The 20,736-nt window shown below is 71.9% G+C and carries 20 protein-coding genes; 4 read left to right on the forward strand and 16 right to left on the reverse strand.

Annotation, left to right across the window (positions count from 1 at the left end; all coding sequences use genetic code 11):
• Nucleotides 1-11: 11 nt before the first annotated feature.
• The 3 genes from IE272_RS13690 to IE272_RS13700 are packed head-to-tail and all read right to left on the reverse strand — an operon-like array spanning nt 12 to nt 2,903.
• Nucleotides 12-668, reverse strand: coding sequence for a response regulator (locus tag IE272_RS13690; RefSeq protein ID WP_050362009.1), 657 nt, complete (start codon nt 666-668; stop codon nt 12-14).
• Nucleotides 647-1,825: a hypothetical protein gene (locus IE272_RS13695; RefSeq protein ID WP_229897302.1), complete on the reverse strand. Its 1,179-nt coding sequence runs from the start codon at nt 1,823-1,825 to the stop codon at nt 647-649. Before IE272_RS13695 ends, IE272_RS13690 begins: the two co-directional genes overlap by 22 nt.
• A complete protein-coding gene (locus IE272_RS13700; protein ID WP_229897303.1) occupies nt 1,818-2,903 on the reverse strand; it encodes a sensor histidine kinase in 1,086 nt (361 codons plus the stop codon). Before IE272_RS13700 ends, IE272_RS13695 begins: the two co-directional genes overlap by 8 nt.
• Nucleotides 2,904-3,269: 366 nt before the next feature.
• On the opposite strand from IE272_RS13700, the gene IE272_RS13705 reads away from it, so the two are divergent.
• From IE272_RS13705 to IE272_RS13715, 3 genes are all read left to right on the forward strand, one after another.
• Nucleotides 3,270-4,202 carry a peptidoglycan-binding domain-containing protein gene (locus tag IE272_RS13705; RefSeq protein ID WP_229897304.1) on the forward strand — a complete coding sequence of 311 codons (933 nt, stop codon included), beginning with the start codon at nt 3,270-3,272 and terminating at the stop codon, nt 4,200-4,202.
• A gap of 94 nt (nt 4,203-4,296) precedes the next feature.
• Nucleotides 4,297-5,082, forward strand: coding sequence for a peptidoglycan DD-metalloendopeptidase family protein (locus IE272_RS13710; RefSeq protein WP_229897305.1), 786 nt, complete (start codon nt 4,297-4,299; stop codon nt 5,080-5,082).
• Between the two features lie 84 nt (nt 5,083-5,166).
• Complete coding sequence (locus IE272_RS13715; protein ID WP_190006933.1) at nt 5,167-5,898, forward strand: C39 family peptidase; 732 nt, start codon at nt 5,167-5,169, stop codon at nt 5,896-5,898.
• Nucleotides 5,899-5,932: 34 nt separating this feature from the next.
• Here the strand turns inward: IE272_RS13715 and IE272_RS13720 are convergent, their stop codons facing one another.
• The 4 genes from IE272_RS13720 to IE272_RS13735 all read right to left on the reverse strand — a co-directional run bounded on the left by IE272_RS13720 (nt 5,933) and on the right by IE272_RS13735 (nt 10,629).
• On the reverse strand, nt 5,933-7,237 hold the full coding sequence (locus IE272_RS13720; protein ID WP_190006934.1) for a BNR-4 repeat-containing protein: 1,305 nt from the start codon (nt 7,235-7,237) through the stop codon (nt 5,933-5,935).
• 181 nt (nt 7,238-7,418) lie between these two features.
• Nucleotides 7,419-8,720 carry an extracellular solute-binding protein gene (locus tag IE272_RS13725; protein WP_050361985.1) on the reverse strand — a complete coding sequence of 434 codons (1,302 nt, stop codon included), beginning with the start codon at nt 8,718-8,720 and terminating at the stop codon, nt 7,419-7,421.
• A 62-nt stretch (nt 8,721-8,782) separates the two neighbouring features.
• Nucleotides 8,783-9,703, reverse strand: a complete 921-nt coding sequence (locus IE272_RS13730) for a carbohydrate ABC transporter permease (protein ID WP_032793577.1) — start codon at nt 9,701-9,703, stop codon at nt 8,783-8,785.
• Nucleotides 9,703-10,629, reverse strand: coding sequence for a carbohydrate ABC transporter permease (locus IE272_RS13735; RefSeq protein WP_007456417.1), 927 nt, complete (start codon nt 10,627-10,629; stop codon nt 9,703-9,705). The genes IE272_RS13730 and IE272_RS13735 overlap by 1 nt, the downstream gene beginning before the upstream one ends.
• Nucleotides 10,630-10,972: 343 nt before the next feature.
• Here IE272_RS13735 and IE272_RS13740 point away from each other — a divergent pair, with 343 nt between their 5' ends.
• Nucleotides 10,973-13,261, forward strand: a complete 2,289-nt coding sequence (locus IE272_RS13740; RefSeq protein WP_190006935.1) for an FAD-dependent oxidoreductase — start codon at nt 10,973-10,975, stop codon at nt 13,259-13,261.
• A 64-nt stretch (nt 13,262-13,325) separates the two neighbouring features.
• Here IE272_RS13740 and IE272_RS13745 read toward each other — a convergent pair whose 3' ends face one another.
• From IE272_RS13745 to IE272_RS13785, 9 genes are all read right to left on the reverse strand, one after another.
• Nucleotides 13,326-14,114, reverse strand: coding sequence for an IclR family transcriptional regulator (locus IE272_RS13745; protein ID WP_050361983.1), 789 nt, complete (start codon nt 14,112-14,114; stop codon nt 13,326-13,328).
• A gap of 146 nt (nt 14,115-14,260) precedes the next feature.
• The gene (locus IE272_RS13750) at nt 14,261-15,259 is read right to left on the reverse strand and encodes an acetylxylan esterase (protein ID WP_190006936.1); all 999 of its coding nucleotides are present in this window, start codon (nt 15,257-15,259) and stop codon (nt 14,261-14,263) included.
• Nucleotides 15,260-15,624: 365 nt separating this feature from the next.
• On the reverse strand, nt 15,625-16,173 hold the full coding sequence (locus tag IE272_RS13755) for a hypothetical protein (protein ID WP_190006937.1): 549 nt from the start codon (nt 16,171-16,173) through the stop codon (nt 15,625-15,627).
• Nucleotides 16,174-16,229: 56 nt separating this feature from the next.
• On the reverse strand, nt 16,230-16,640 hold the full coding sequence (locus IE272_RS13760; protein ID WP_229897306.1) for a hypothetical protein: 411 nt from the start codon (nt 16,638-16,640) through the stop codon (nt 16,230-16,232).
• Nucleotides 16,641-16,744: 104 nt separating this feature from the next.
• Nucleotides 16,745-17,149, reverse strand: a complete 405-nt coding sequence (locus IE272_RS13765) for an SHOCT domain-containing protein (RefSeq protein WP_007456404.1) — start codon at nt 17,147-17,149, stop codon at nt 16,745-16,747.
• A gap of 110 nt (nt 17,150-17,259) precedes the next feature.
• On the reverse strand, nt 17,260-17,760 hold the full coding sequence (locus IE272_RS13770) for a nucleotide triphosphate diphosphatase NUDT15 (protein WP_050361979.1): 501 nt from the start codon (nt 17,758-17,760) through the stop codon (nt 17,260-17,262).
• A gap of 93 nt (nt 17,761-17,853) precedes the next feature.
• On the reverse strand, nt 17,854-18,753 hold the full coding sequence (locus IE272_RS13775; protein ID WP_050361978.1) for an inorganic polyphosphate kinase: 900 nt from the start codon (nt 18,751-18,753) through the stop codon (nt 17,854-17,856).
• Nucleotides 18,750-19,763 (reverse strand): SPFH domain-containing protein, encoded by a 1,014-nt coding sequence (locus IE272_RS13780; protein WP_190006939.1) that lies wholly within the window; start codon nt 19,761-19,763, stop codon nt 18,750-18,752. The genes IE272_RS13775 and IE272_RS13780 overlap by 4 nt, the downstream gene beginning before the upstream one ends.
• Before the next feature lie 56 nt (nt 19,764-19,819).
• Nucleotides 19,820-20,614: an SDR family oxidoreductase gene (locus IE272_RS13785; RefSeq protein ID WP_190006940.1), complete on the reverse strand. Its 795-nt coding sequence runs from the start codon at nt 20,612-20,614 to the stop codon at nt 19,820-19,822.
• Nucleotides 20,615-20,736 lie beyond the last annotated feature (122 nt).

The following is a 20,736-nucleotide window of genomic DNA, read 5'->3' on the forward strand; positions in this document are numbered from 1 at the left end:
GGGGCAAGGGGTCACAGGTCGTCGAGCTGAACCAGCCCGTCCTGGATGGCCCGTGCCAGGAGCGCCGCCTTGGTGGGCGCCTCGCGGCCGCTCATCGCGTACTTGACCCGGATGTGTTCGAGGTGGGTGCTGACCGTACGCGGGGAGATGCCCAGCCGCTGACCCACGAAGTCCTTGGATTCGGACTGGAACCACTCGACCAGCACTTCGGTCTCGCGCGCCGAGAGCGTCGGCCGGCCGGTGGACCGGTCACCGGCCAGTGCGCCCGCCAGCGCCGGCGGCGTGTACGCACGGCCCGAGGCGGCGGCGACGGCTGCTTCGATCAGATGCTCCGCGCCCTCGGCCTTCGTCAGATAGCTCAACGCTCCCAACTCCAGGCATTGCAGGGCGATCGCGCTGTCCGCGCGCATCGAGTAAACGACGACCTGCCGCCCCGCTTCGGTCAGCCTGCGCAGCTCACCCAGGGCGGGCGTCGGACCGCCCAGATGCAGGTCGAGGACGACCACGTCGGCGGTCGCGCCGTCGCCCGTCCACGCGACCCGGACATCGCCGCCCGACGCGACGACCTCGATCGGCGGGACTCCGGTGACCAGCCACTGGGCGACCCCGGCACGCACGGCGGGGTGGTCGTCGACGATGACCGCGCTCAGCCGGGCCTCTTGCGCCATCGGGCCTCCAGCCGCAGATGCTCACCATGGACGCCGCACTCGACCACGACCCGGCCGGTGGAGGCGGTGACCACATCGGCACAGGCGTCGGCGACCACCGCGATACGCACCTCCTCATCGGTGCGCAGCACGCTTACCCTGGCACGGCCCCGCGCCGCCGACAATGCCGTGATCACCGGCCCGGTCAGCTCGCGGCGCACCTGCGAGGGCACCGGCAGCGCCGCGCCGCTGACCGCGAACGACACGTCCACGCCCCGACGTTCGGCCGCGTCGACGCAGGCGGCGACCTCGTGCACCAACGGGTCGGGCACCTCGTCGTTCTCGGCGAACAGCCGCCGCAACTGTGTCGCGGCGAGCGCGCACCGCCGCTGGGTGCCGGCGTCGCGCGGGTCGAGCGCGCCGTCGGCCAGGCCCGCGAGCAGCGGCAGCGTCGCCCCCAACTGCCCGGCGAACACGCTGTGCCGGTCCCTTTCCCACTGATGCGCCGCCAGCATCCGGGTCGCCAACCGGTCCCGCTCCTCGGCCTCCGTCGTCGCCTCGTGGGACTGCCGGTGCAGTACGCGGGTGATCAGCAGGACCGCCAGCTGGACGGCGAGCGCGCCGAAGGCGGCGGCCCCGGCCGCACCGAACGCCGCCCGCTCGGGCACGCCCGCCGCCAGGAACAGGCCCGTGCTCGCCACGAGGTGCGTGGCCAGCACCGCGACCAGCACCCGGGCCCGGTCCAGCAGAAGGACCAGCAGATGCCACCCCACCAGGCCGAACGACCAGTCGGGGGCCTGGAACCGCTGGTCCGGGGCGACCGCGGCCGTGGCGCAGAACGACGCCGCGAGCACGACCGGAGTGGCGGCCGCCACGAGGGCGACGGGCAGCGGCCTGCGCCGCAGCACCCAACCGCAGCAGGCGGCGGTGACGCAGGCCAGCACGACGAAGGCGGCCACAGCGGGCCACCGGGAGGGGTACCCGTGGGTCAGCAGGGGGCGCAGGCCGAGACCGAACTGCAGCAGCACGGCGGCGCAGACCAGGATGATCCGCATCGTCGCGTACACGTGGTCGCCCGGGGTACTGGCCGCGCGGGGCTCCGGGACGCCGTCCGTACGGTTTCCCGAGGCAGGGTCCGTACGGCACGGGCCACCGCCCGAAGGGCGCTGCTCACTCACCGGGCCACACCAGCCTCACCGTCGTCCCCGCACCGGGCCGCGAGGCGACGGTGGCGTTGCCGCCGACGCCGACGACGCGCTCGACCACCGATCCCCGGATGCCGCGACGGGAGGACGGCACCTCCTCCGGGCGGAAGCCCACCCCGTGGTCGGTCACCTCGACGACGACCCGGCCGCCGCTGCCCTGCTCGCGGTACGAGGCGAGCACCGCGGTGTCGACCCCGGCATACCGCTCGACGTTCACCAGCGCCTCGCGCACCGCCCGGACGAAAGCGAGCGCCACCGAGGCCGGTACCAGCGCGGCGCCCTCCGCGCGGACGTCGACGGACACCCGGCCGTGGCGGACGGCGGCGCGCAGCGAGGCCGTCAGGTCCACGGCGCTGTCCTTCGCGGCAGCCCCTCCGGCGGTGCCGGTGAGCACCGCCAGGTCGTGCCGGGCGTACTCGGCGATCCGCTCCGGCCCCATCTCCTTCGCCTGCGCCGCCACCAGGAGGAACGTCGTCGCCGCCGTGTCGTGCAGGAGCGCGAGGTACTCGCGTTCCTGCCGGTGCCGCGCCGACGCGAGCGCCTCCGCCCGTGCCAGCGCCGACCGGCGCTCCCGGGACTCGTCCACCTGCCGGCCCGACCGGCGGAGCAGCACGAACCCGAGGCGTGCCAGGAGGCATTCGAAGACCAGGCGTGGCAGCAGACCGCCGAGGACGTCGACCCCCATCGCGGTCACATCGACCACGAACAGCCCGGCGGTGACGGGTACGGCGACCGCGGGGCGCCACTCCCACTGCAGGGTGATCGCCGTGGTGGTGAGCATGTTCAGCGCCCACGGGTTCGCCGGGCCGCCGGTCCATTCCTGGGTGACGCAGACCGCTGTCACGCGCAGGACGGCGAACACCAGCGACAGCGCCGAGCCCCGCCCGGTGAACCCCACCCAGAAGTCCACCGCCGCCCCTACGAGCACCAGCCCGCACAGGGCGAACCCCAGCGGCAGGGCGGCCCCGTCCACCGCGAGCAGCCCGAAGACGCTGATGACGACCAGCGCGACCCCGCGCACGGGCGGGGCCAGCCGCCGTGCGGCAGCCACGAAGCGCTCCTCGACGCCGTCGCGCGGCGGGACCGGAAGCGCGCCCCTCACCGGCGGGGCCAGTGGGCCGTGCCGAGGCATCGGAACACCGATCTTCCTGGTCGGGCGGACCAACTCGGTTACGGAGAACGGGAACCCGGGGTCGCGGACTATACCGAAGCCGTGCGGTGGCCGGCTCCGGCCGCCTGCGAACCTACGCCGGACCCCGACGGGGCCGGGCAGGTCGGCGCGTGGCCGGGGCGGAAGCGACACGGCGGACATGTCAGCTCTCGTACGTCGGTCGAACACCCGATGCCGTATCTCCCGCCGGTTGCTACCTTTCGGCGCTCCAAGGTCCCTTGACGCCCTCGGACGACGGGAGCCGCATTGCTGTCCGGAACACGCATCAGACGGGCGTGGGTCACGCTGGCCGTAGCCTGCGCCGCGCTGCTGGCCGCCTTGGCTCTCACGCCACCGGCCGCCGCCGCACCGTCCTGGCCCGCGCTCGCCAACGGCACGTCCGGAGCGAACGTCACCACCGCCCAGTACCTGTTGCGCGGAGCGGGGTACGACATCTCGGTCGACGGGGCCTTCGGCCCGGCGACCGAGAACACGGTGATCGCCTTCCAGACGTCCAAGGGATACGGCGCGGACGGGGTGATCGGCGCGCAGACATGGCCGGGCCTGATCGTCACGGTCAGCGAGGGACAGAGCGGTGACGCGGTCTCGGCCGCGCAGACGGCGTTGAACAAGCACGGTCACGGACTGTCCGTGGACGGCCGGTTCGGCGCGGCGACCACGGCGGCGACCAAGGCGTTCCAGAGCGCCCGGGGTCTGACCCCGGACGGCATCATCGGCCCGCAGACCTGGCAGAACCTCATCGGCACGGGCGGCGGCAACGGCGGCGGGGGCTGCACGGTACCGAGTGATCCCGACCCCGAGGTGCTGAAGGCCGTCTACCGTACGGCCGTCGGCCTCGGCGTCGACGACCGGGTTCTGCTGGCCGGGTTCGAGGCGGGCGTGGTCGAGTCGAACATGAACAACCTGGACTGCGGCGACCGGGACTCGCTCGGTGTCTTCCAGCAGCGCCCGTCGCAGGGCTGGGGCACGCCGGAACAGATCATGGACGTGTCGTACGCGTCCAACGCCTTCTTCACCCCCGCGATCAGGGTGGCGGCGAACAACCCGGGCATGACCGCGGGACAGGTGGCGCAGGCCGTCCAGGTCTCGGCCTACCCCGACCGCTACGACGCCGTGGAAGGCGTGGCCCGCGACGTGATCGAACGTGCGAAGCAACTGGTCGGCCGGTCCGACGCGTAGAGCGACGACAGATCGGCTCAACAACCCGGGTTCCCGCTCTCGACGCGTACCCGGGTGCGTTTCCCCTCGTTCCCCACTCCCTCAGGAGGCGACGATGCGTCGTGGCGTACGGGCCGGACTGGCCCTGCTTCTCACCGGTCTCGGGGTCATGGTGTCGGCCACCGCCGCCCACGCCGACGCCGTGGTGACGGTGAGCGTACCGAGCGGACTGCCGCTCCAGGTGCGGGCCGAACCGAACCTTCGGGCCGCGGTGATCGGCAGCCTGGCCAACCGCAGCCGCGTGACGATCAGTTGTTACGGCCACGGCGACGTCGTGGCCGGTATCGGCGGCAACACCACCATCTGGAACAGGCTGCCGACCGGCGGCTGGGTCACCGACGGCTTCCTCGAAACCGGGTCGAACAGCCCGGTGGTGGGGCCCTGTACGGGCGGGAGCGCCCCGTTCAAGCTGCCCTTCCCCGCAGGCAGCGCGTACCGGGTGACCCAGACGCCGGGCGAGGGCTACTCGCACAACGACGACTACAACCGCCACGCCGTCGACTTCGGCACGCCGACCGGCACCCCGATCCTGGCCTCGGCGGCCGGCACCATCCGCTTCGAGGGCTGGAACGGGGCGGGCGGCATCATGGCCCTCGTCGACCACGGCGGCAACCGGTGCAGCCAGTACGCCCACCTGAGCGCCACGATCATCAACAACGGCGACCGGGTGTCCCAGGGCCAGCGGATCGGCACCTCCGGCGCCACCGGCAACGTGACCGGCCCGCACCTGCACTGGAACGTGGTGAACTGCGACAGCCAGCGCAGCCGAGAGATCCCCAACAGCGTCGAGGCCGGCACCCGCTACCCGACGGGCTCCGCCCCGGTGAGCCGGAACGGCTGACCATCAGCGGCCCGCCCCCACACGACACGGACCGCGGCGTTCCGTCAGCACACCCATCCCCCCACCAAGAACGGATCGAACCTGATGCTCAGAAGGAGCTTCCTCAGCGCGACGGCACTCACCGCGGCAGGCGTCGCGCTCTCCACCGGCGGCGCGCAGGCGGTGCCCCGCCCGGCCGGCCGGCAGATGGCCCCGCTGCCACCGAGCCCCGCGCACTCCCGTGGCATCCAGGTCGCCACCGAGGTCGTACGCGGACACCGCGGCGCGTTCCCGGTGCTGCGCACCAAGGAGGTGCACGCCCGGGGCGAACACGTCCTGTCGGTGGAGTACCAGGTCCAGGAGACCGGCTGGTGGTGCGGCCCCGCCGCCACCCGCATCGCCCTCTCGGCGCGGGTGGCGGCGCCCAGCCAGGCGACGCTGGCCGCTGAACTCGGCACGCACCAGGGCGGCACCGACCACATCAGCCAGGTGACGTCCGTACTGAACTCCCGTATCGACGCGGGGCAGTACTTCACCCGGGAGATGCCCGACGACCCGCCCACCCAGGCCCAGGTGGACCTGCTCTGGTCGGATGTCGTCGACGACGTCGACAACAACTACCCGATCGTCGCCAACATCGTCGCGCCCCCGGGCAACCAGCCCCCGGGCTACCCCGCCGACCAGACGGTCTACCACTACTTCGCGGTGATCGGGTACGACACGGACCACAACACGGTGTGCATCGCCGACTCCGCGTCCTTCAACGGCTGGCAGATCTACTGGCTGAACTTCTCCCAGCTCGCCGGCCTCATCCCGCCCAAGGGTTACGCGGCCTGACCCCGCGCCGTAGGACTCCTCGACGCGACGCTCCTCAACGCGACACGTAATAGAGGGAGTTGCGCGTGGTGTCCGGCAGATAGAGCACATCGCGGCCGTCCGAGTCCCGGCGCACCGCGAGCCGGTCCGCGCTCACGCCCGGCGCGGCGGACTGCGCGGTCCAGGCTCCGTCCGCCGACTGCGTCGCGGCGAAGACCCGGTCGGTGCCCGAGGCGGTCACGTAGTAGATCCGCTTGGTGTCCGTCCCGTCCCAGGTGATGCCGAGGGCGGCCGCGGTCTGTCCGCCGGCGTACACGGTCTTGCGGACCCAGTCGCCGCCGCTCGGATAGGCGTAGTACACGCGGAAGTGGCCACCGCTGTCGGCCGAGCGGTAGCGGTAGGCGATCTTCGGGATGGTGCCGTCGAGGGTGAGCTTGGCGCTCTGCACCGAGGGGCCGGGGTAGGTGTTGTCGTTGCTCCACTCCTCGCCCGCGGTGAGGTCCTGGACGACGTCGGAGGTGGCGGGCGTGACCGGGGCGGTGACCGTGGCGCCCGTGCTGTCCGCGAAGGCGCCGGTCGACGGGTCGTAGGTCAGATACGAGAGCTGGTGACGGAACGCGGTCGCCGGCGCCTTCCCCCACTCGTAGAGGAGGTGGACGCGGCCGGAGGCGTCCACGGTGATGTCGTCGGGGTACACGGAGCGGTTCAGCGCGCTCGCGAAGGTCGCGACGACGCTCCAGCGGGAGTCGGCGTTGTTCCAGCGGTACAGCTTGCCGGGGCGCTGGTCGGAGCCCGAACCGACGCGGGCCGCCAGGTACAGGTCGCCGTTGGGGGCGGTGGTGACGATCGGGTAGGTGATGCCGACGCCCTGGTCGGGCAGCTCGGTCGCGTGGTCGGTGACGGCGGCGCCGGGGGCCTCGGTGCGGTAGTAGCGCCAGGCGTTGGCGTGCATGGAGGCGAAGACGTGCAGGCGTCCGCTGCCGTCGCGGGCGACCGAGGGCTGGTTGTGGCCGTTGTCGTCGGGGAACTCGGCTCGCTGCCCGTCGCGGTTGACCAGCGGCAGCAGGCTCCAGGCCCCGTCCGGGTCGCGCCGTGCGATGGCGGGCCGGTGCGTCGCGGCCGTCGAGCCCGGCTCGTTGAAGGCGAAGTACGTGTACTGGCCGCGGCCCTTGTACGTGGCGACCGGCGTCCACCAGGCGGCCTGGTTCGACGAGTCCATCGCGTACGGGACCTTCTCGGTCACCGTCGTCGCGGCCGCGGCGCTGTGCGCGGTGTCGGCTGCGACGGCCGGGACGGGCAGGAGGAGGGCGACCAGGGCCGTGGCCGCTGCGGTGTACGTGCGTACCGTGTGACGTCGCAAGATGAACTCCTTCGCGGGTGCGTGGGTGCGGGCGTGGAGGTGACGCGGACGGCGGCTGCCCGCGGGCAGCCGGCCGGCGCGGTCGTCGTGCGGGGTGGGACAGGGCGGGACAGGGCGGGGCCCGGCGAAGCGTGCGGCGTCCGCCGGGCCCGGAGCACGGTGCTGGGTCGTGTCCTGGGCCTCAGCGCTTGATGAGCGCCGCGACCTCCTCACCGGCCCGCTTCATCGCGTCCTTCGGCTTCGACGTGCCGACGAGGACGGCCTGCACCTGCTTGGCGACGGCCTCGTCGATCTGGGCGCTCTGGGCGAACTGCCAGAACGGGCTGCCGGTCGCCGTCTTCGTGATCTTCTGGGTCCACTCCGTGGTGAAGGTGTCCTTGGCGACCTCGGGCGCGGCCAGCCCCGCGGTGGTGGACGGCGGCAGCGCGCGTGCGGCGAAGTACTCGGACGTGGTCGCCCGGTCCGTGGTGGCGTGCAGCGCGAACCGGGTCGCCGCCTCCTGCCCCTTGCCCTTCACGATCGCGATCACGCCGCCCCACAGCATCGCCTGCGGGGTGTCACCGGCCTTGAGCACCGGACGCTCCATCGGCTGCATGGCGTCGGCCAGCGTCTTGTCCTTGGACTGGGCGGAGGTCACACCCTTGCCGATGATCGCGTCGTCGTAGAAGACGGCCTTGCCCTGCCCGAACAGGGCGCGCGCGTCGAAGCGGTCCACGTCGGCGGCGATCAGCTTCTCGTCGTGCAGCTTCTTGTACCAGGTGACGGCGTCGACCGAGGCGTCGTCGCCTATCGTGACCTTCCCGCCGTCGAACAGGTCGCAGCCGAACGTCTGCATCCACGGGAAGATGTCCTTGAGCTGCGCGACCTTGGTGGCGGCGGCGTACGGCACGACACCCCCGCCGAGCCCCTTCAGCTCCCGCAGCGCGGCCTCGAACTCCTCGACGGTGGCGGGGTGCTCCTTGATCCCGGCCTTCTCCAGGAGCTTGGAGTTGGCGATCACTCCGATCGATCCGGTGTTCCACGGCAGCCCGTACTGCTTGCCGTCGTACACACCGCTCTTGAGCGCCACGTCCGTGTACCCGGCCTTGTCGGCCACCGGGCCGACGTCGACCAGCTTGCCCATCTGGGCCATCGCGGCGAGCCAGGCGATGTCGAGGTGCACCGCCCCCGTCGTCTCCCCGCCGCCCAGCTTGAGGGTGAGCTGGCTCAGATACTCGTTGTACGGATAGGAGACCGCGCGGATCTTGGAGTTCTCCGCCTTCTCCCAGGCCGCGATGATCTTCTCGATCGAGGGCTTGGCGGCCTCCTCGTTGAGCGACCAGGAGGTGAAGTCGAAGTTCTTCGACTTCGGGTCGCCGCCGTTGGAGGCGACGCCGGCGCCGGACGGCGCACAGGCGCCGAGCGCACCGACGCCCGCCGCGCCGAGTGCGCCGATGCCGAGCATGCGCAGCGCGCCGCGCCTGCTGATGCCAGAGGTGGTCATGATCTCTCCATGGGGGAGTGTGCGGGAGGGCAGGTGGAGGGGGAGCCGTCGGGCTCCGGGGATCAGCTCTTGACCGAACCGGCGGTCATGCCGCCGACCAGGTAGCGCTGCAGGAACATGAAGGCGACGATCACCGGGACGGACACCACCAGCGAGGCGGCCATCAGCTGGGGCCAGGCGGTCTGGAACTCGCCGATGTAGGTGGAGACGAGCCCGGGGGGCAGGGTCTGCTTCTCCTTGTCGGCCAGGGTCAGCGCGAAGATGAAGTCGTTCCAGCCGCGTACGAAGGCGAAGAGGCCGGCGGCGATCATCCCCGGCGCGGCCAGCGGCGCCACGATGGAGTGCAGCGTCCGCCACCGGGACGCGCCGTCGATGGACGCCGCTTCCAGCAGCGCGTCCGGGATGGTGTCGAAGATACCCTTCAGCATCCAGACGCACAGCGGCATGGTGAACGTGGTGAAGGAGAGCACCAGGGCGGTGTACGTGTTGAGCATGCCGAAGCTGGAGAAGACCGTGTACAGCGTCACCAGCAGAAGTGCCTGCGGGAACATCTGGGAGGCCAGCACCAGGTGCATCAGCGACCGTCGGCCCGTGTAGCGGAACTTGGAGAACGAGTAGCCCATGTACGTGGCGACGACCACGCTCAGCACGGCGGTGACCGAGGCCACGACGAGCGAATTGATCATGTAGTCGATCAGCTGGTCGTTCTCGGCCAGGGCGGTGAAGTTGCCGAGGGTGAGATCGGTGGGAATCAGCTTGGGCGGGAACTGGAAGGTCGACTCCGGGGTGCTCAGCGCGGTGGCGAGCAGCCAGTAGACGGGCAGCAGGCCGAAGGCGCCGATGACGACGACCGCACTCCAGGCGGCGATCCGCGAGCGCAGCAGGTCCTTGCGCATACGGCGCCGGGGGCTGCGCCCGGCCGGCGGGGCGGACGGCTGCGGCCGGTCTACGGCGGGCAGCGGGGGAGAGGTGGTGGAGGTCATCAGGCGTCGCCCTTCCGCTCGGTGATCCTGAGGTAGACGACGACGAGGAGGAGCAGGAGCAGCATCCACAGTCCGCCCAGCGCGGTGGCGCGGCCGATGTCGAAGCCCTTGAACGCGGTCTGGTAGACGGCGGTCGCGAACGTCTCGGTGGTGCCGGCCGGGCCGCCGCCGGTGAGGACGTAGATGGTGTCGAAGTGCTGGAAGTTCCAGATGAACTCCAGCAGCAGCACGATGGAGGCGACTCCTCGGACCTGCGGCCAGGTGACGGCGAAGAAGCGCCGGATCGAGCCGGCCCCGTCCATCGCGGCCGCTTCGTGGAGTTCCTTCGGCACGGTCTGCAGGCCGGCCAGGAGCATCACCATCATCCAGGGGAAGCTGGCCCAGGTCTTGGTGATGATGACGGCGAGCATCGCGGTGCCGGGCTGGCCGAGCCAGGCCACCGACTCGTCGAGGATGCCGGCCTTCACGAGGACGCCGTTGAGCACCCCGTAGTTCGCGTTGAAGATCCACATCCAGAGGAAGGAGACCACCACGCCGGGGATCACCCAGGGGAACAGGAACAGGCCGCGCAGGAACCCGCTGCCCCGGATCCCGGTGTTGAGGGCCAGAGCGAGCGCGAAGCCGATGGTGAAGGGGGCGAGCGTCGCGCCGATGGTGAAGACCAGCGTCTGCTCGAGGATGGTGAAGAGGTCGCCGTTCAGCCAGTGGGCGAAGTTTTCCAGGCCGACGAACTCCCGGCCCGGCAGCCGCAGGTCCTGCTTGAAGAAGCCGGTGAACAGGGCCGACAGCAGCGGGTAGAAGATGATCGCCGCGAACAGGGCCAGTCCCGGCGCGGTCAGCAGCAGGGCGAACGCACCGTTGGAGAGCCGCGCCCCGGTCCGCTGGCGGGGCGGGGGCGCCTTCTGGGGGGGTGCGGCCGTACTCATGGGTCTGTCCTCTCACATGGTGGCGGGAGCGCCGGGGCCCTGCGCGAACGTCGAGCCTGCTGCGTTGAATACAAGTTGCAGCATGCGGGATCGTTCTCCATATCGTGCGATGGCGTCAACCCTTTTGGTCGGTGAATCGCCGGTTCTGTCAGGACTGGCGAACACGCCTCGCCTGCATCGAAGGTGCACGTCGGCTCGCGACGGCCAGGTCGATGGCCGCAACCGGAACCTACAGGGATTCCCACTGACTGAACAGTGGTTGCACAATATGGATGTGATGTACGTTCGGAGTCGCTCCGCTGCGGCGGGGAGTATCCGAGCTTCACACCAAGGAGGCCGCACCGTGCGGGAAGAAGAGGCCCATTACGACATCGCCGTGATCGGCGGTGGATTGGCGGGGACCTGCGCGGCCATAGCCGCGGCCCGGCTCGGCCGACGCGTCGCCCTGGTCAACAACCGGCCCGTCCTGGGCGGCAACGCCAGCAGCGAGATCCGCGTCTGGGTCTGCGGCGCCACCGCACACGGCGTGCACCGCTGGGCCCGCGAGACCGGAATCATGGGCGAGCTGTACACCGAGAACCAGTACCGCAACCCCGAGGGCAACCCCTACTACTGGGACCAGGTCGTCCTCGACGCCGTCCGGGCCGAACCGAACATCGACCTCTACCTCAACACCGACGTGCGCGAGGTCGACGCGAGCGGCCCGGCCGACAGCCGCGAGGTGCACTCCTGCACCGGCTGGATGATGGGCTCGGAGCGCCGCATCACCTTCCACGCGCGCCAGTTCCTCGACTGCACCGGGGACGGTCTGCTCGGCCACCTCGCCGGCGCCCACTACCGCATAGGCCGGGAGGCGCGGACGGAGTTCGACGAGCCCTGGGCGCCGTCCGAGGCGGACCGGTCGCTGCTCGGTTCGACCATCCTCTTCCACACCAAGGACACGGGCCGTCCGGTGAAGTTCGTACCGCCCGCCCACGCCAAGGACCTGTCGACCACGCCCATCCTGCGCAACCGCATCCTGCGCACCGGCGACAACGGGTGCGACTACTGGTGGATCGAGTGGGGCGGCGAACTCGACACCGTCCACGACAACGAGCGCATCCGCGACGAACTCCAGTCCGTGATCATGGGCATCTGGGACCACATCAAGAACTCCGGCCAGTTCCCCGACGCGGCGAACCTCACCCTGGAATGGGTCGGCAGCCTCCCCGGCAAGCGCGAGTACCGCCGCTTCCTCGGCGACTACGTCCTCACCCAGCAGGACATCCTCCAGCAGCGCCAGTTCGAGGACCGGATCGCCTTCGGCGGCTGGTCCGTCGACCTCCACCCCGTCCAGGGCATGTACGCCGACGAGCCCGGCGCGCGCCAGCAGTACGCGGACGGCATCTTCCACATTCCGCTGCGCTCCCTGTACTCGGCGAACGTCACGAACCTGCACTTCGCCGGGCGCAACATCTCCGCCACCCACATCGCCTTCGGGGCCACCCGCGTCATGGCCACCTGCGCGACGCTCGGCGAGGCCGCGGGCACCGCCGCGGCCCTGTGCGTCGCCGAGGGAATCACCCCGCGACAGCTCGCCACCGAACGGCCGGAGCTGGTGCGCCGCACCCTGCTGCGCCAGGACGCCTCGGTGATCGGCCTCGCCGACGAGGACCCCGACAACCTCGCCCGCACGGCCCGCGTCACCGCTTCCTCCTGGCTGACCCGGCTCGCCGCCGAACCCGCCCCGGACGCGCCCGGCGCCCCTTACCCCCTCACCCGGGACCTCGCCCTGCTGCTGCCGGTCGACCCCGCGCTCGACACGGTCGACCTGCTCGTCCACGGCGCCCCGGACGGCCGGTCCCGGGAACTCACCGTGGAGCTGTGGAGCACGGGCCACCCCGAGAACGCGGTCCCCGTCGACCATCTCCTCACGACCACGGTCACCGTCCCGCCCGACGGCCCCCACTGGGTCACGGCCCGCCTCGACCACCACCCCGACACCCCCCGCAACGTGATCCTTGTCGTCCGGGCCTGCACGGACACGGCCCTGGTCCTCCTCCCCGTACGCACCGACGGCGTCCTCGCTCTGCGCAGGAAGGTCGAGGGGGACGCGGCCGTCGACCACGACATCCCCGAAGAGGACGGTCAGCTGGTCGTGGAGTGGCAGGCCCGCGGGCTGCGCCGGCAGACCTTCGCCTTCCGGGCGACCCCCGACACCACGGCGTTCCATCCCGAGCGGGCCGTGGGCGGATACCAGCGGCCCTACGGCGGTCCGCAGATGTGGTCCTCCGGGCCGGAGGGCGACACCGAGTGGCTCCGTCTCGACTGGGACGACGAGCGGGAACTCGCCGAGATCCGCCTGGTGTTCGACGACGACGTCGACGAGTACCTCAACAACCTGCACCGCCACCGCACCCCGTACGAGGTCATGCCGGAACTCGTACGCGACTACCGCGTCCAGAGCCGCGACGCCGCCGGGGCGTGGCACACCCTCCTGACGGTGACGGACAACCGGCGCCGCCACCGCGTGCACACGCTGGAGGACGCCGACGGCGGCCCCGTACGCACCGGAGCGCTGCGGCTCGTGGTCGACGCGACGCACGGGGCGCGGCGCGCGCACGTGATCGCCTTCAAGGCGTACGGCGCGTAACCGCACGGCAAAAGGGCCGGTGGAAGGCCGTCACGGCCTTCCACCGGCCCTTTTGCCGTGTGCGTCAGAGCGCGCCGAGCGCCTGACTGATGGCGTCAGCGGCCTCGATGACCTCGCGCACGAGGGCGAGTCGCTGCCCCTCGGTGTCGGAGTGGTCGCCGAGCACCGAGGTCGGGCCCCAGAGGGAGATGGCGGCGACGATGTCCCCCGAGGCGTCGCGCACGGGCGCGGCCAGGGACGCCCGGCCCAGGGCCCGTTCCTCGGCCTCGACGGCGTAACCGGTGCGCCGGACGGTGTCGATCTCGGTGTCGAGGTGGTCGTGGCTGGTGGTCGTGTACTCGGTGTGCGCTTCCAGAGGATCGCCCAGAAGCTTGCGACGCTCCTTCGGCGTGAGACCGGTGAGCAGACACTTCCCGATGCTCGTGGCGTGCAGCGGAGCGGTGTGTCCGGCCTGCGTGTAGGACTTGGGGGCGCGGGTGCCCTCGAAGTTGCCCAGGAACATCAGCTCGCTGCCCCGGCGTACGGCCACGTTGGCCCCGAGCCCGGTGCGGGTGGCGAGGCCCTGGAGCACCATGCGGGCGGCCCGGTGCACGGGGTGACGGTTGGTGGCGGTGGCGGCCAGGGGGAGCAGACCGAGGCTGAGCCGGTAGAGGTTGCTGACCGGATCGCGTTCGACCATGTCGAGGCGCTCCAGGGTGGACAGCAGACGCGAGGTGGTCGACGATCCCAGTCCGGTGAGCTCGGCGACGTCGGAGACGCGGAGTTCGGGCCGGCCCGAGTCGAGTGCGCGCAGCACCGAGACTGCTCGTTCGACGCTCTGGTTCGTCCCGACATCAGTAGCCCGCGTAACCATGACCCTCCTAGCTTTGCAAATCTCTTGCACTATCTGCATCACCCTATCGCGCATGATCGACGTACGTACCTGAAATCCCGACCGTGACGGTTCCGTCCCACCGGCGTCCTGCGGGGCGGACGTCGGTGGGACCGCGGGCTACCCGGTCACCGGGAGGGAGACAGGAACTGCCTCTGGGCCTCCTCCAGGGCCGCCGCTTCGGCCCGCTCGCCGGCGTGGTCGAAGTGCCCCGCCCGCAGGACGACGAGTTCACGCGGCCCGGCCAGCGCGTTGTGCACCGCGAACTGGCCCGGCGGGGGCACGGACGGGTCGAACAGGGCCGCGCCCACTTGTACGGGTATACGGAGGTGCCGGGCCGCCGTCGCGGCGTCGAAGTACGCCAGGACGTCCAGTACCGAGGGGTCCTCGGCGAGCCGCGAACGCACCGACTCCCCGCTGCCCGTGCACGGGAGCGTCACCCGGAGCGGATGGTTTCCGAACGTCGGTACCGTGAGCCCGGCGGCCTGGAAGCGGTCGTCCCAGGGGAGCGCCAGCGCCCCGATGCCGCCGCCGAAACTCGTGCCCAGATAGGTCAGCCGCCCGGCGGCCTCCGGCACCAGGCGCTGCAGTGCGGTGGCCGCACACCAGACGTCCGCCACGCACGCGCCGATGAGGTACGACTCCCGGGCTTCGATGCCGTGCAGAACGTGCCCCGCCGAGTTCGCGGGTACGCCGGGCAGCAGGCTCCGTGTTCCGAGCCCGCGCAGGCAGGGCCAGATCGTCGCTGTCCCCGGTGGGGCCTGCCGGGGGTCCGGGGCCTCCCGGCCTCCGTATCCGTGGGTCGCCACACAGCCCTGGGTGACGCCGCCGTCGGCGGGAACGGTCAGCCACCCGCCGATACGGACGCCGTCGACCGACACGTACGAGATGTCGGCGATCCGCACGCCGTCCACCGTGGTCCAGGGCCCCTCGATCCGGGGCGCCGGGTCGACGCGCCGCGCACGCGCATGGCGCTCCCGCCAGAAGTCGGCGAAGTCGTCCGGGCCCGGCGGGGCCTCCACCGCGAGGAGGCGTGGGAGGTCGTAGCCGTGGGTCGGGTCGAAGGGGAAGTCATGGGGAAGGGGGCCGAGTTCAGTGCCGTCGGACGTCAGCGGATGGGTGGACAAGATCTCTCCTTGTTCGGTGGAGGAGGTGGCACGCACGACCGGAACGGTTCTCGGCACGACGTATCCCGTCCTGCCGGGACGCGAGGTCACGGAGGCGGTCCCGACGGGACCGGCGGCAGGGCGATCCGTGGTCGACGGTGTGCGCAGGACCGGGACGACGCCGGTCCGTGGACGATGCCGGGACCCGGTGCGAAGCGGCTTCACCCCGCTCCGACGCCGACAGCGGCCCGAGGGCCTCGCGGTGCCCGCCGACGGGGTTCCCCGTCGTGATCATCGTCCGCGCGACCCTACGGTGATTCACCCGAGGCGTGCAAGGGCGGGCTGTCGGGCCGCAGGGGAACGCGTGCCCCCTGCGGCCCACCCGGTCAGGCGCCCGGGACGCCGGCGTTCGGCGCGGGTACGACCGGGCACTGGCTCTCGGTGGAGAGGCGCCGCAGCGCCGCTTCCGCGAGCAGCGCGACGGACGCCACGGCGAACAGCGGCTGCAGGGGTGCCCAGTAGCTCAGCGCACCGGACGACCCGAGGAGGACGAGCACGAGCTTGTTGCACACGGGGCAGCCCACGGCGAAGAACGACAGCACCCCGCCGAGAGCCCCCATGCGGCCGTCCCGGGCGGTCCCGGGTGGCTGCGCGGACGGGGATGCGCCCGGGGGCTGGATCGGGGATGCGACCGGTGGGCGGACGTACGTGCTCAGCACGAGGCCTGCCAGGACGGCGGTGAGGGCGAGGGCGGGATAGTTCCACCACTGCACGGGTACCGAGCGGCCGAACAGGGGGGTGGGCACCACATCGGTGGGCACGCCGACGGCGACGGCCGTGGCCAGGGCGCCGAGCCCCGCCACCAGCCACTGCCTGGCCTGCCACGCGCGCAGCGCCTTGCCGGCCCGGCCGAAGGATCGACGGGAAGAGGACATGCGGAAATCTCCGTTTCCGGATGGAAGGGATCAAGGACGCGACCGCGAGGGCCGGCCTACATCCGCAGAACGGAGAAGGTGGTGACGGGACGAGGTGGCGCGGGGCCACCGCGGCAGAACGAGGCGCCCGAACCGGCCGTCGGCACGGGGCCGTCCGTCCACTGCGGCGAACCGGACGCCGGGGCGGTCCCCGAAGCGGCGTCGGAGCGCGGCGCGACGTCCTCGGCTGCCACCGGTTTCTTGCCGCACGGAGCGGAGCCCTCGTCGGCCGAGGGCTGCACGGCGGTAGCGACCTGCGTTACGGACGTCGCGCCGGAAACGGCGGTGTCCTGCGGCGAGGCGCGGCCGAGCAGGCACAGCAGGCCGACCGCGGCGATCAGGAGCACGAGCAGACCGCGCAGCGCGACGGTGGCCGCCGCGGGGGTCGTCGCTCGCCTCATGTACGCCTGCTCTTCCTGGGAGGTCACCCCACGATAGAACACGCGAGCAGCGCTCCGGCCCCTGCCCTTGACCTCGGGCGAGGGCAGGAGCAGGGGCCGGAGCAGGAAAGGGCGAGGGCCGGAGCCTGGCCTCAGGCGAGCAGCTTCGCCTTCGCCCGCTCGTACTCCTCGGGGTTGAGCGCGCCCTTGTCCTTGAGTTCGGCGAGTTTCGCCAGATCGTTCACATGGTCGCTGCCGCCGGATCCGCCCTGGCTCGCCGCGGCTTCGCGCACATAGTTGCGGAACGCCGCCTCCGAGTCCTTGGCCAGCTTCTCGTCGCGTTCGTGCATGCTGCGACCGCGGACGATCAGGTAGATCAGTACGCCCAGGTAGGGCAGCAGGATGACGAGGACCAGCCAGCCCGCCTTGGCCCAGCCGTTCAGCGAGTGGTCCCGGAAGAGGTCGGTGACGACCTTGAACAGCAGGAAGAACCACATGACCCAGAGGAACAGGTACAGCATGGTCAGAAAGACGTCCAGGAGCGGGTAATCGTCCATGGTCCTACTCCCTATCGCACGGATGGTCCCTTATTCATACAGTGGGTCCGATTGGTCCGCATCTGTAAGTAAGCGGCCGTGGGGGAGGTACGGGAGCAGAGGGGCGTGCGTCAGGTGCGGTTCTCGTCCGGGGCGATCCGCAGCACATGTGCGGGCGGGTGGGTGACGCCCAGCTCCGGTCGCCAGGCCGCGAGGATCTGTGCCGACGGGTCGAACAGCGGGGCCGGCAGCTCCTCGGGATCGGTCCACCGCCAGGTGCTGATCAGGTGCGGCTCGGTCACCTCCGGGACGCCGGAGGCGAGCCGTACGACGGCTGCCATGCTGACGCGGTTGATCCCGCCGATCACGTCGTGGACCATCGCGACGACGTCCACGGCCGCCTCGTCCACCGCCAGACCCGTCTCCTCGCGCAGCTCCCGGGCGGCAGCCGCGGCGATCGACTCGTGCGTCGCGTCGACCTTCCCGCCCGGCAGCTCCCACGTACCGCTGTGGTGCCGGCCCAGCAGTACGCGCCCCCGGCCGTCCTCGACGATCACGCCGACTCCGAGGGCCGCCTGCGCCGTGGGCGGGCGGGTGTTGCGGGCGGGCGGGGTGACGGGGTCGGCTGACATGGTGCTGGTTCTCCGCTCTCCGGTGCCGGGTCCGGACCACCGTAGCGAAGCGGCCGGGGCGGCCGGGGGCCGGTGCGGCGAGGGCGGGCGCGCTCACGTCACCAGGCGCAGCGACCTCTCCGCGATGCCGAGCCGTACGCTCTGACCCCAGGTCAGCTCCAGCGCGTCGGACTCCATCCCGTCCCCGAAGACCACGACCCGGTCCGACTCCACGGTCAGCCGCAGCCCCTGCCCCCGGCCCAGTTCGCCCGCCACCCTGGACGTCCCGGTCGCGGGGGAGGGCCAGGCCTCGCGGACGAACCACAGGAGGCGCGCGTCGCACGGCGCGGGCAGCGGCATCGTGCCGCCGCGCTCCAGCCACAGCGAGCGCAGCCAGCCGGTGGCGCCCGTGCCGGTGCCGACCAGCACCCCGGAGGAGGCCTGGGCTTCGCCGGGGGCCGTCTCGCCGTCGGGCCCCAGGCGGTAGCGGGCCGTCTGGTGGCCGGGCGGCCCGAGGTAGATCTCGTTCAGGGCGAGGAGGCGCTGCGTGTCGTCGGCGACGGCCTCGACCATGGTCAGCTCCTCGGCCCGCCCTCCGGCGGCGGTCGCGGCGCGCAGCAGGGCGGCCGCGTCGGCGTGGCGGTGGCGGACCAGGACGCCGGGGTTGCGCCCCGGGTCGGTGTCGATGCCCACCACCGGCTGCCCGGACAGGTACTTCGCGGTGTTGGCGACCAGACCGTCCTGGCCGACCACGACCACCACGTCCTCCGGGGCGAACAGGAAGCGGTCCAGGTCCGCCCGCTCCACCCGGGTGGAGCGCCAGGTGAGCGGCACCGCCGCCGCCACCTCGCGCAGCGCCTGCCGGGTGTCCTCGTGGCGGCGCGCCACCTCGTCGATCGAGCGGCCCCGGCTGGACAGGAAGAACGCGGCCTGCCCGTGCGTCCCGTGCCGGGCGAGCAGCTCCTCGTACTCCGTCCGCCGGTGGACGAGCACCGCCCGGGGCGCCAGGCTCACGCTCCCGCCCCGCCTTCCGGACGGCCGAGCTTGGCGAGCAGCCCGGTGAGGACGTCGGGGGAGAGGGTGAGGCTCTCGATGCGCGGCAGGTTCTCCGCGAGCCGGGTCGCCGCCAGGGCGTGCAGCGTGGCCGGATCGACCTCGCCGTGCACCCGCAGCCAGGCGGCCTGGGCCTCGGCCCGGGCCGCGCCCGTCTCGCGCGCCGCCTCGGCCTCCGCGCGGGCCAGGCGCACCTTGCGGGCCGCCTCCGCCTCGGTCCGTACGCCGTCGGCCGCGGCCTTCTCCTCGGCCTCGCGGCGGGCGTTGGTGCCGCGCTGGTCGACCAACTGCTCCTCGCGCCGGGCCAGTTCGATCTGGCTGGCCAGCTCGTTCTCGGCGATGGCGCGTTCCCGCTCGACGGCCACGGCCCGCCGCTCGTAGGTGGCCCGGTCCGCTTCCTGCTGGATCTGCTCGCGGGCCGGGGTGCGCAGGGCGCGCTCGACCTCGGCCTCGGGGCGGATCGCGACGACGCGCACGGCCACCACGTCGATGCCGGTGGTCGGCAGGCGGGGCTCGGCGGTGAGGCCGGCGGCGACCCGTTCGCGCACGGAGGCGACGCCGTCGACCAGGGCCGCCGCGAGCGGGGTGCGGGCCAGCACGTCCAGCGTGTGCTGCTGCGCGGTCTCGGTGAGGAGGGTGGCGATCTGTTCGAGCGGTGCGCCGCGCCAGCTTCCGGTGTCCGGGTCCACGGAGAAGTCGAGCCGGTTCGCCGCCTCGGCCGGATCGCTGATCCGGTACGTGACGGTGGCCTGCACGGTGACGTCCTGGAAGTCGGCCGTACGGGCGTGGAACGCCATGGCCAGCTCCCGGTCGTCGACCGGCACTTCGGAGAGCGCCGCCGACAGCGACCGGTACCAGAAGCTGAGCCCCTGACCGTCGTGGGCGAGCCGGCCGCGGTTGTGGTGGCGGATGTGGGCGGTGGGCGCGGAGCGCAGGTGGCGCCAGCCGAAGCGCCGGGTGATGTCGGCCATGATGAGGCCCCCCTTGATTTCGTCATTGCGACGATAATGGGTGGGAGGGGAAAGAGTCAAGGTGACGAAAAGGGGGGTCGGGTGCGGCGTATCACCTGCCTGGCCGGGATCTCGCCGCCCCCGTGCACGGCGAGATCGGCCCCGCTGACGTACGAGGAGAGGTCGCAGGCCAGCCAGAGGCAGGCCCGCGCCACATCGTCCGGTTCCGCCAGTCGCCCCATCGGGACGATGTCCGCCACCGCCGCCCCGCCGTCGTCGCCGTACAGCGCGGTGGCGTTCTCGGTGCGGATGAGGCCCGCGGTGATGTGGTTGACCCGGACCCGCGGCGCCCATTCGAGGGCCAGCGCCCGGGTCAGCCCGAGCAGGCCCGCCTTGGCCGCGGTGTAGGCGGCGGTGCCCGGCTGCGGGTCGTGGGCGGAGACGCTGCCGATATTGATCACGCACCCGCCGTCCGGCTGCTCCCGCATCACCAGGTTCGCCGCCTGGGCCGTGTAGAAGGGCGCGAGGAGATTGAGCGCGACCACCTTCTCGACGAAGCGTGGCGAGACGGTCGCCGCGTCGGCGTCCGGAGAGCCGCCGGCGTTGTTCACGAGCACGTCGAGCCGGCCGAACCGGTCGGCGGTCGCGGCGACGAGGTCCGCCGCTGCCGCGGGGTCCCGCAGGTCCGCGGCCCGGAACGAGGCCTCGCGCCCGCCCGACGACGGCGGTGCGGCCGGCGTGCCGCGCCCGCAGACCATGACGTCCGCCCCGCTCGCGAGGAACGCTCTCGCCAGCGCGGCCCCCAGGCCCCTGGTGCCGCCGGTGACCAGCACCGCTCGTCCGGTGAAGTCCATCGCGTGGGACTGGTTCATGGTCCTCCCTTCGCCCCTGGTCCCGGAGCCTCGCCGGGGCTCGTCCCGCCCACTCCTCCCGGAATCTACCAAGCGCTTGTTAGGGGATCCAGGGGTGAGCCGTGAAGAGGCGCGGACACACG

It is taken from the genome of Streptomyces anulatus, from assembly GCF_014650675.1.
In the GTDB taxonomy this organism is placed as follows: Bacteria; Actinomycetota; Actinomycetes; order Streptomycetales; family Streptomycetaceae; genus Streptomyces; species Streptomyces anulatus.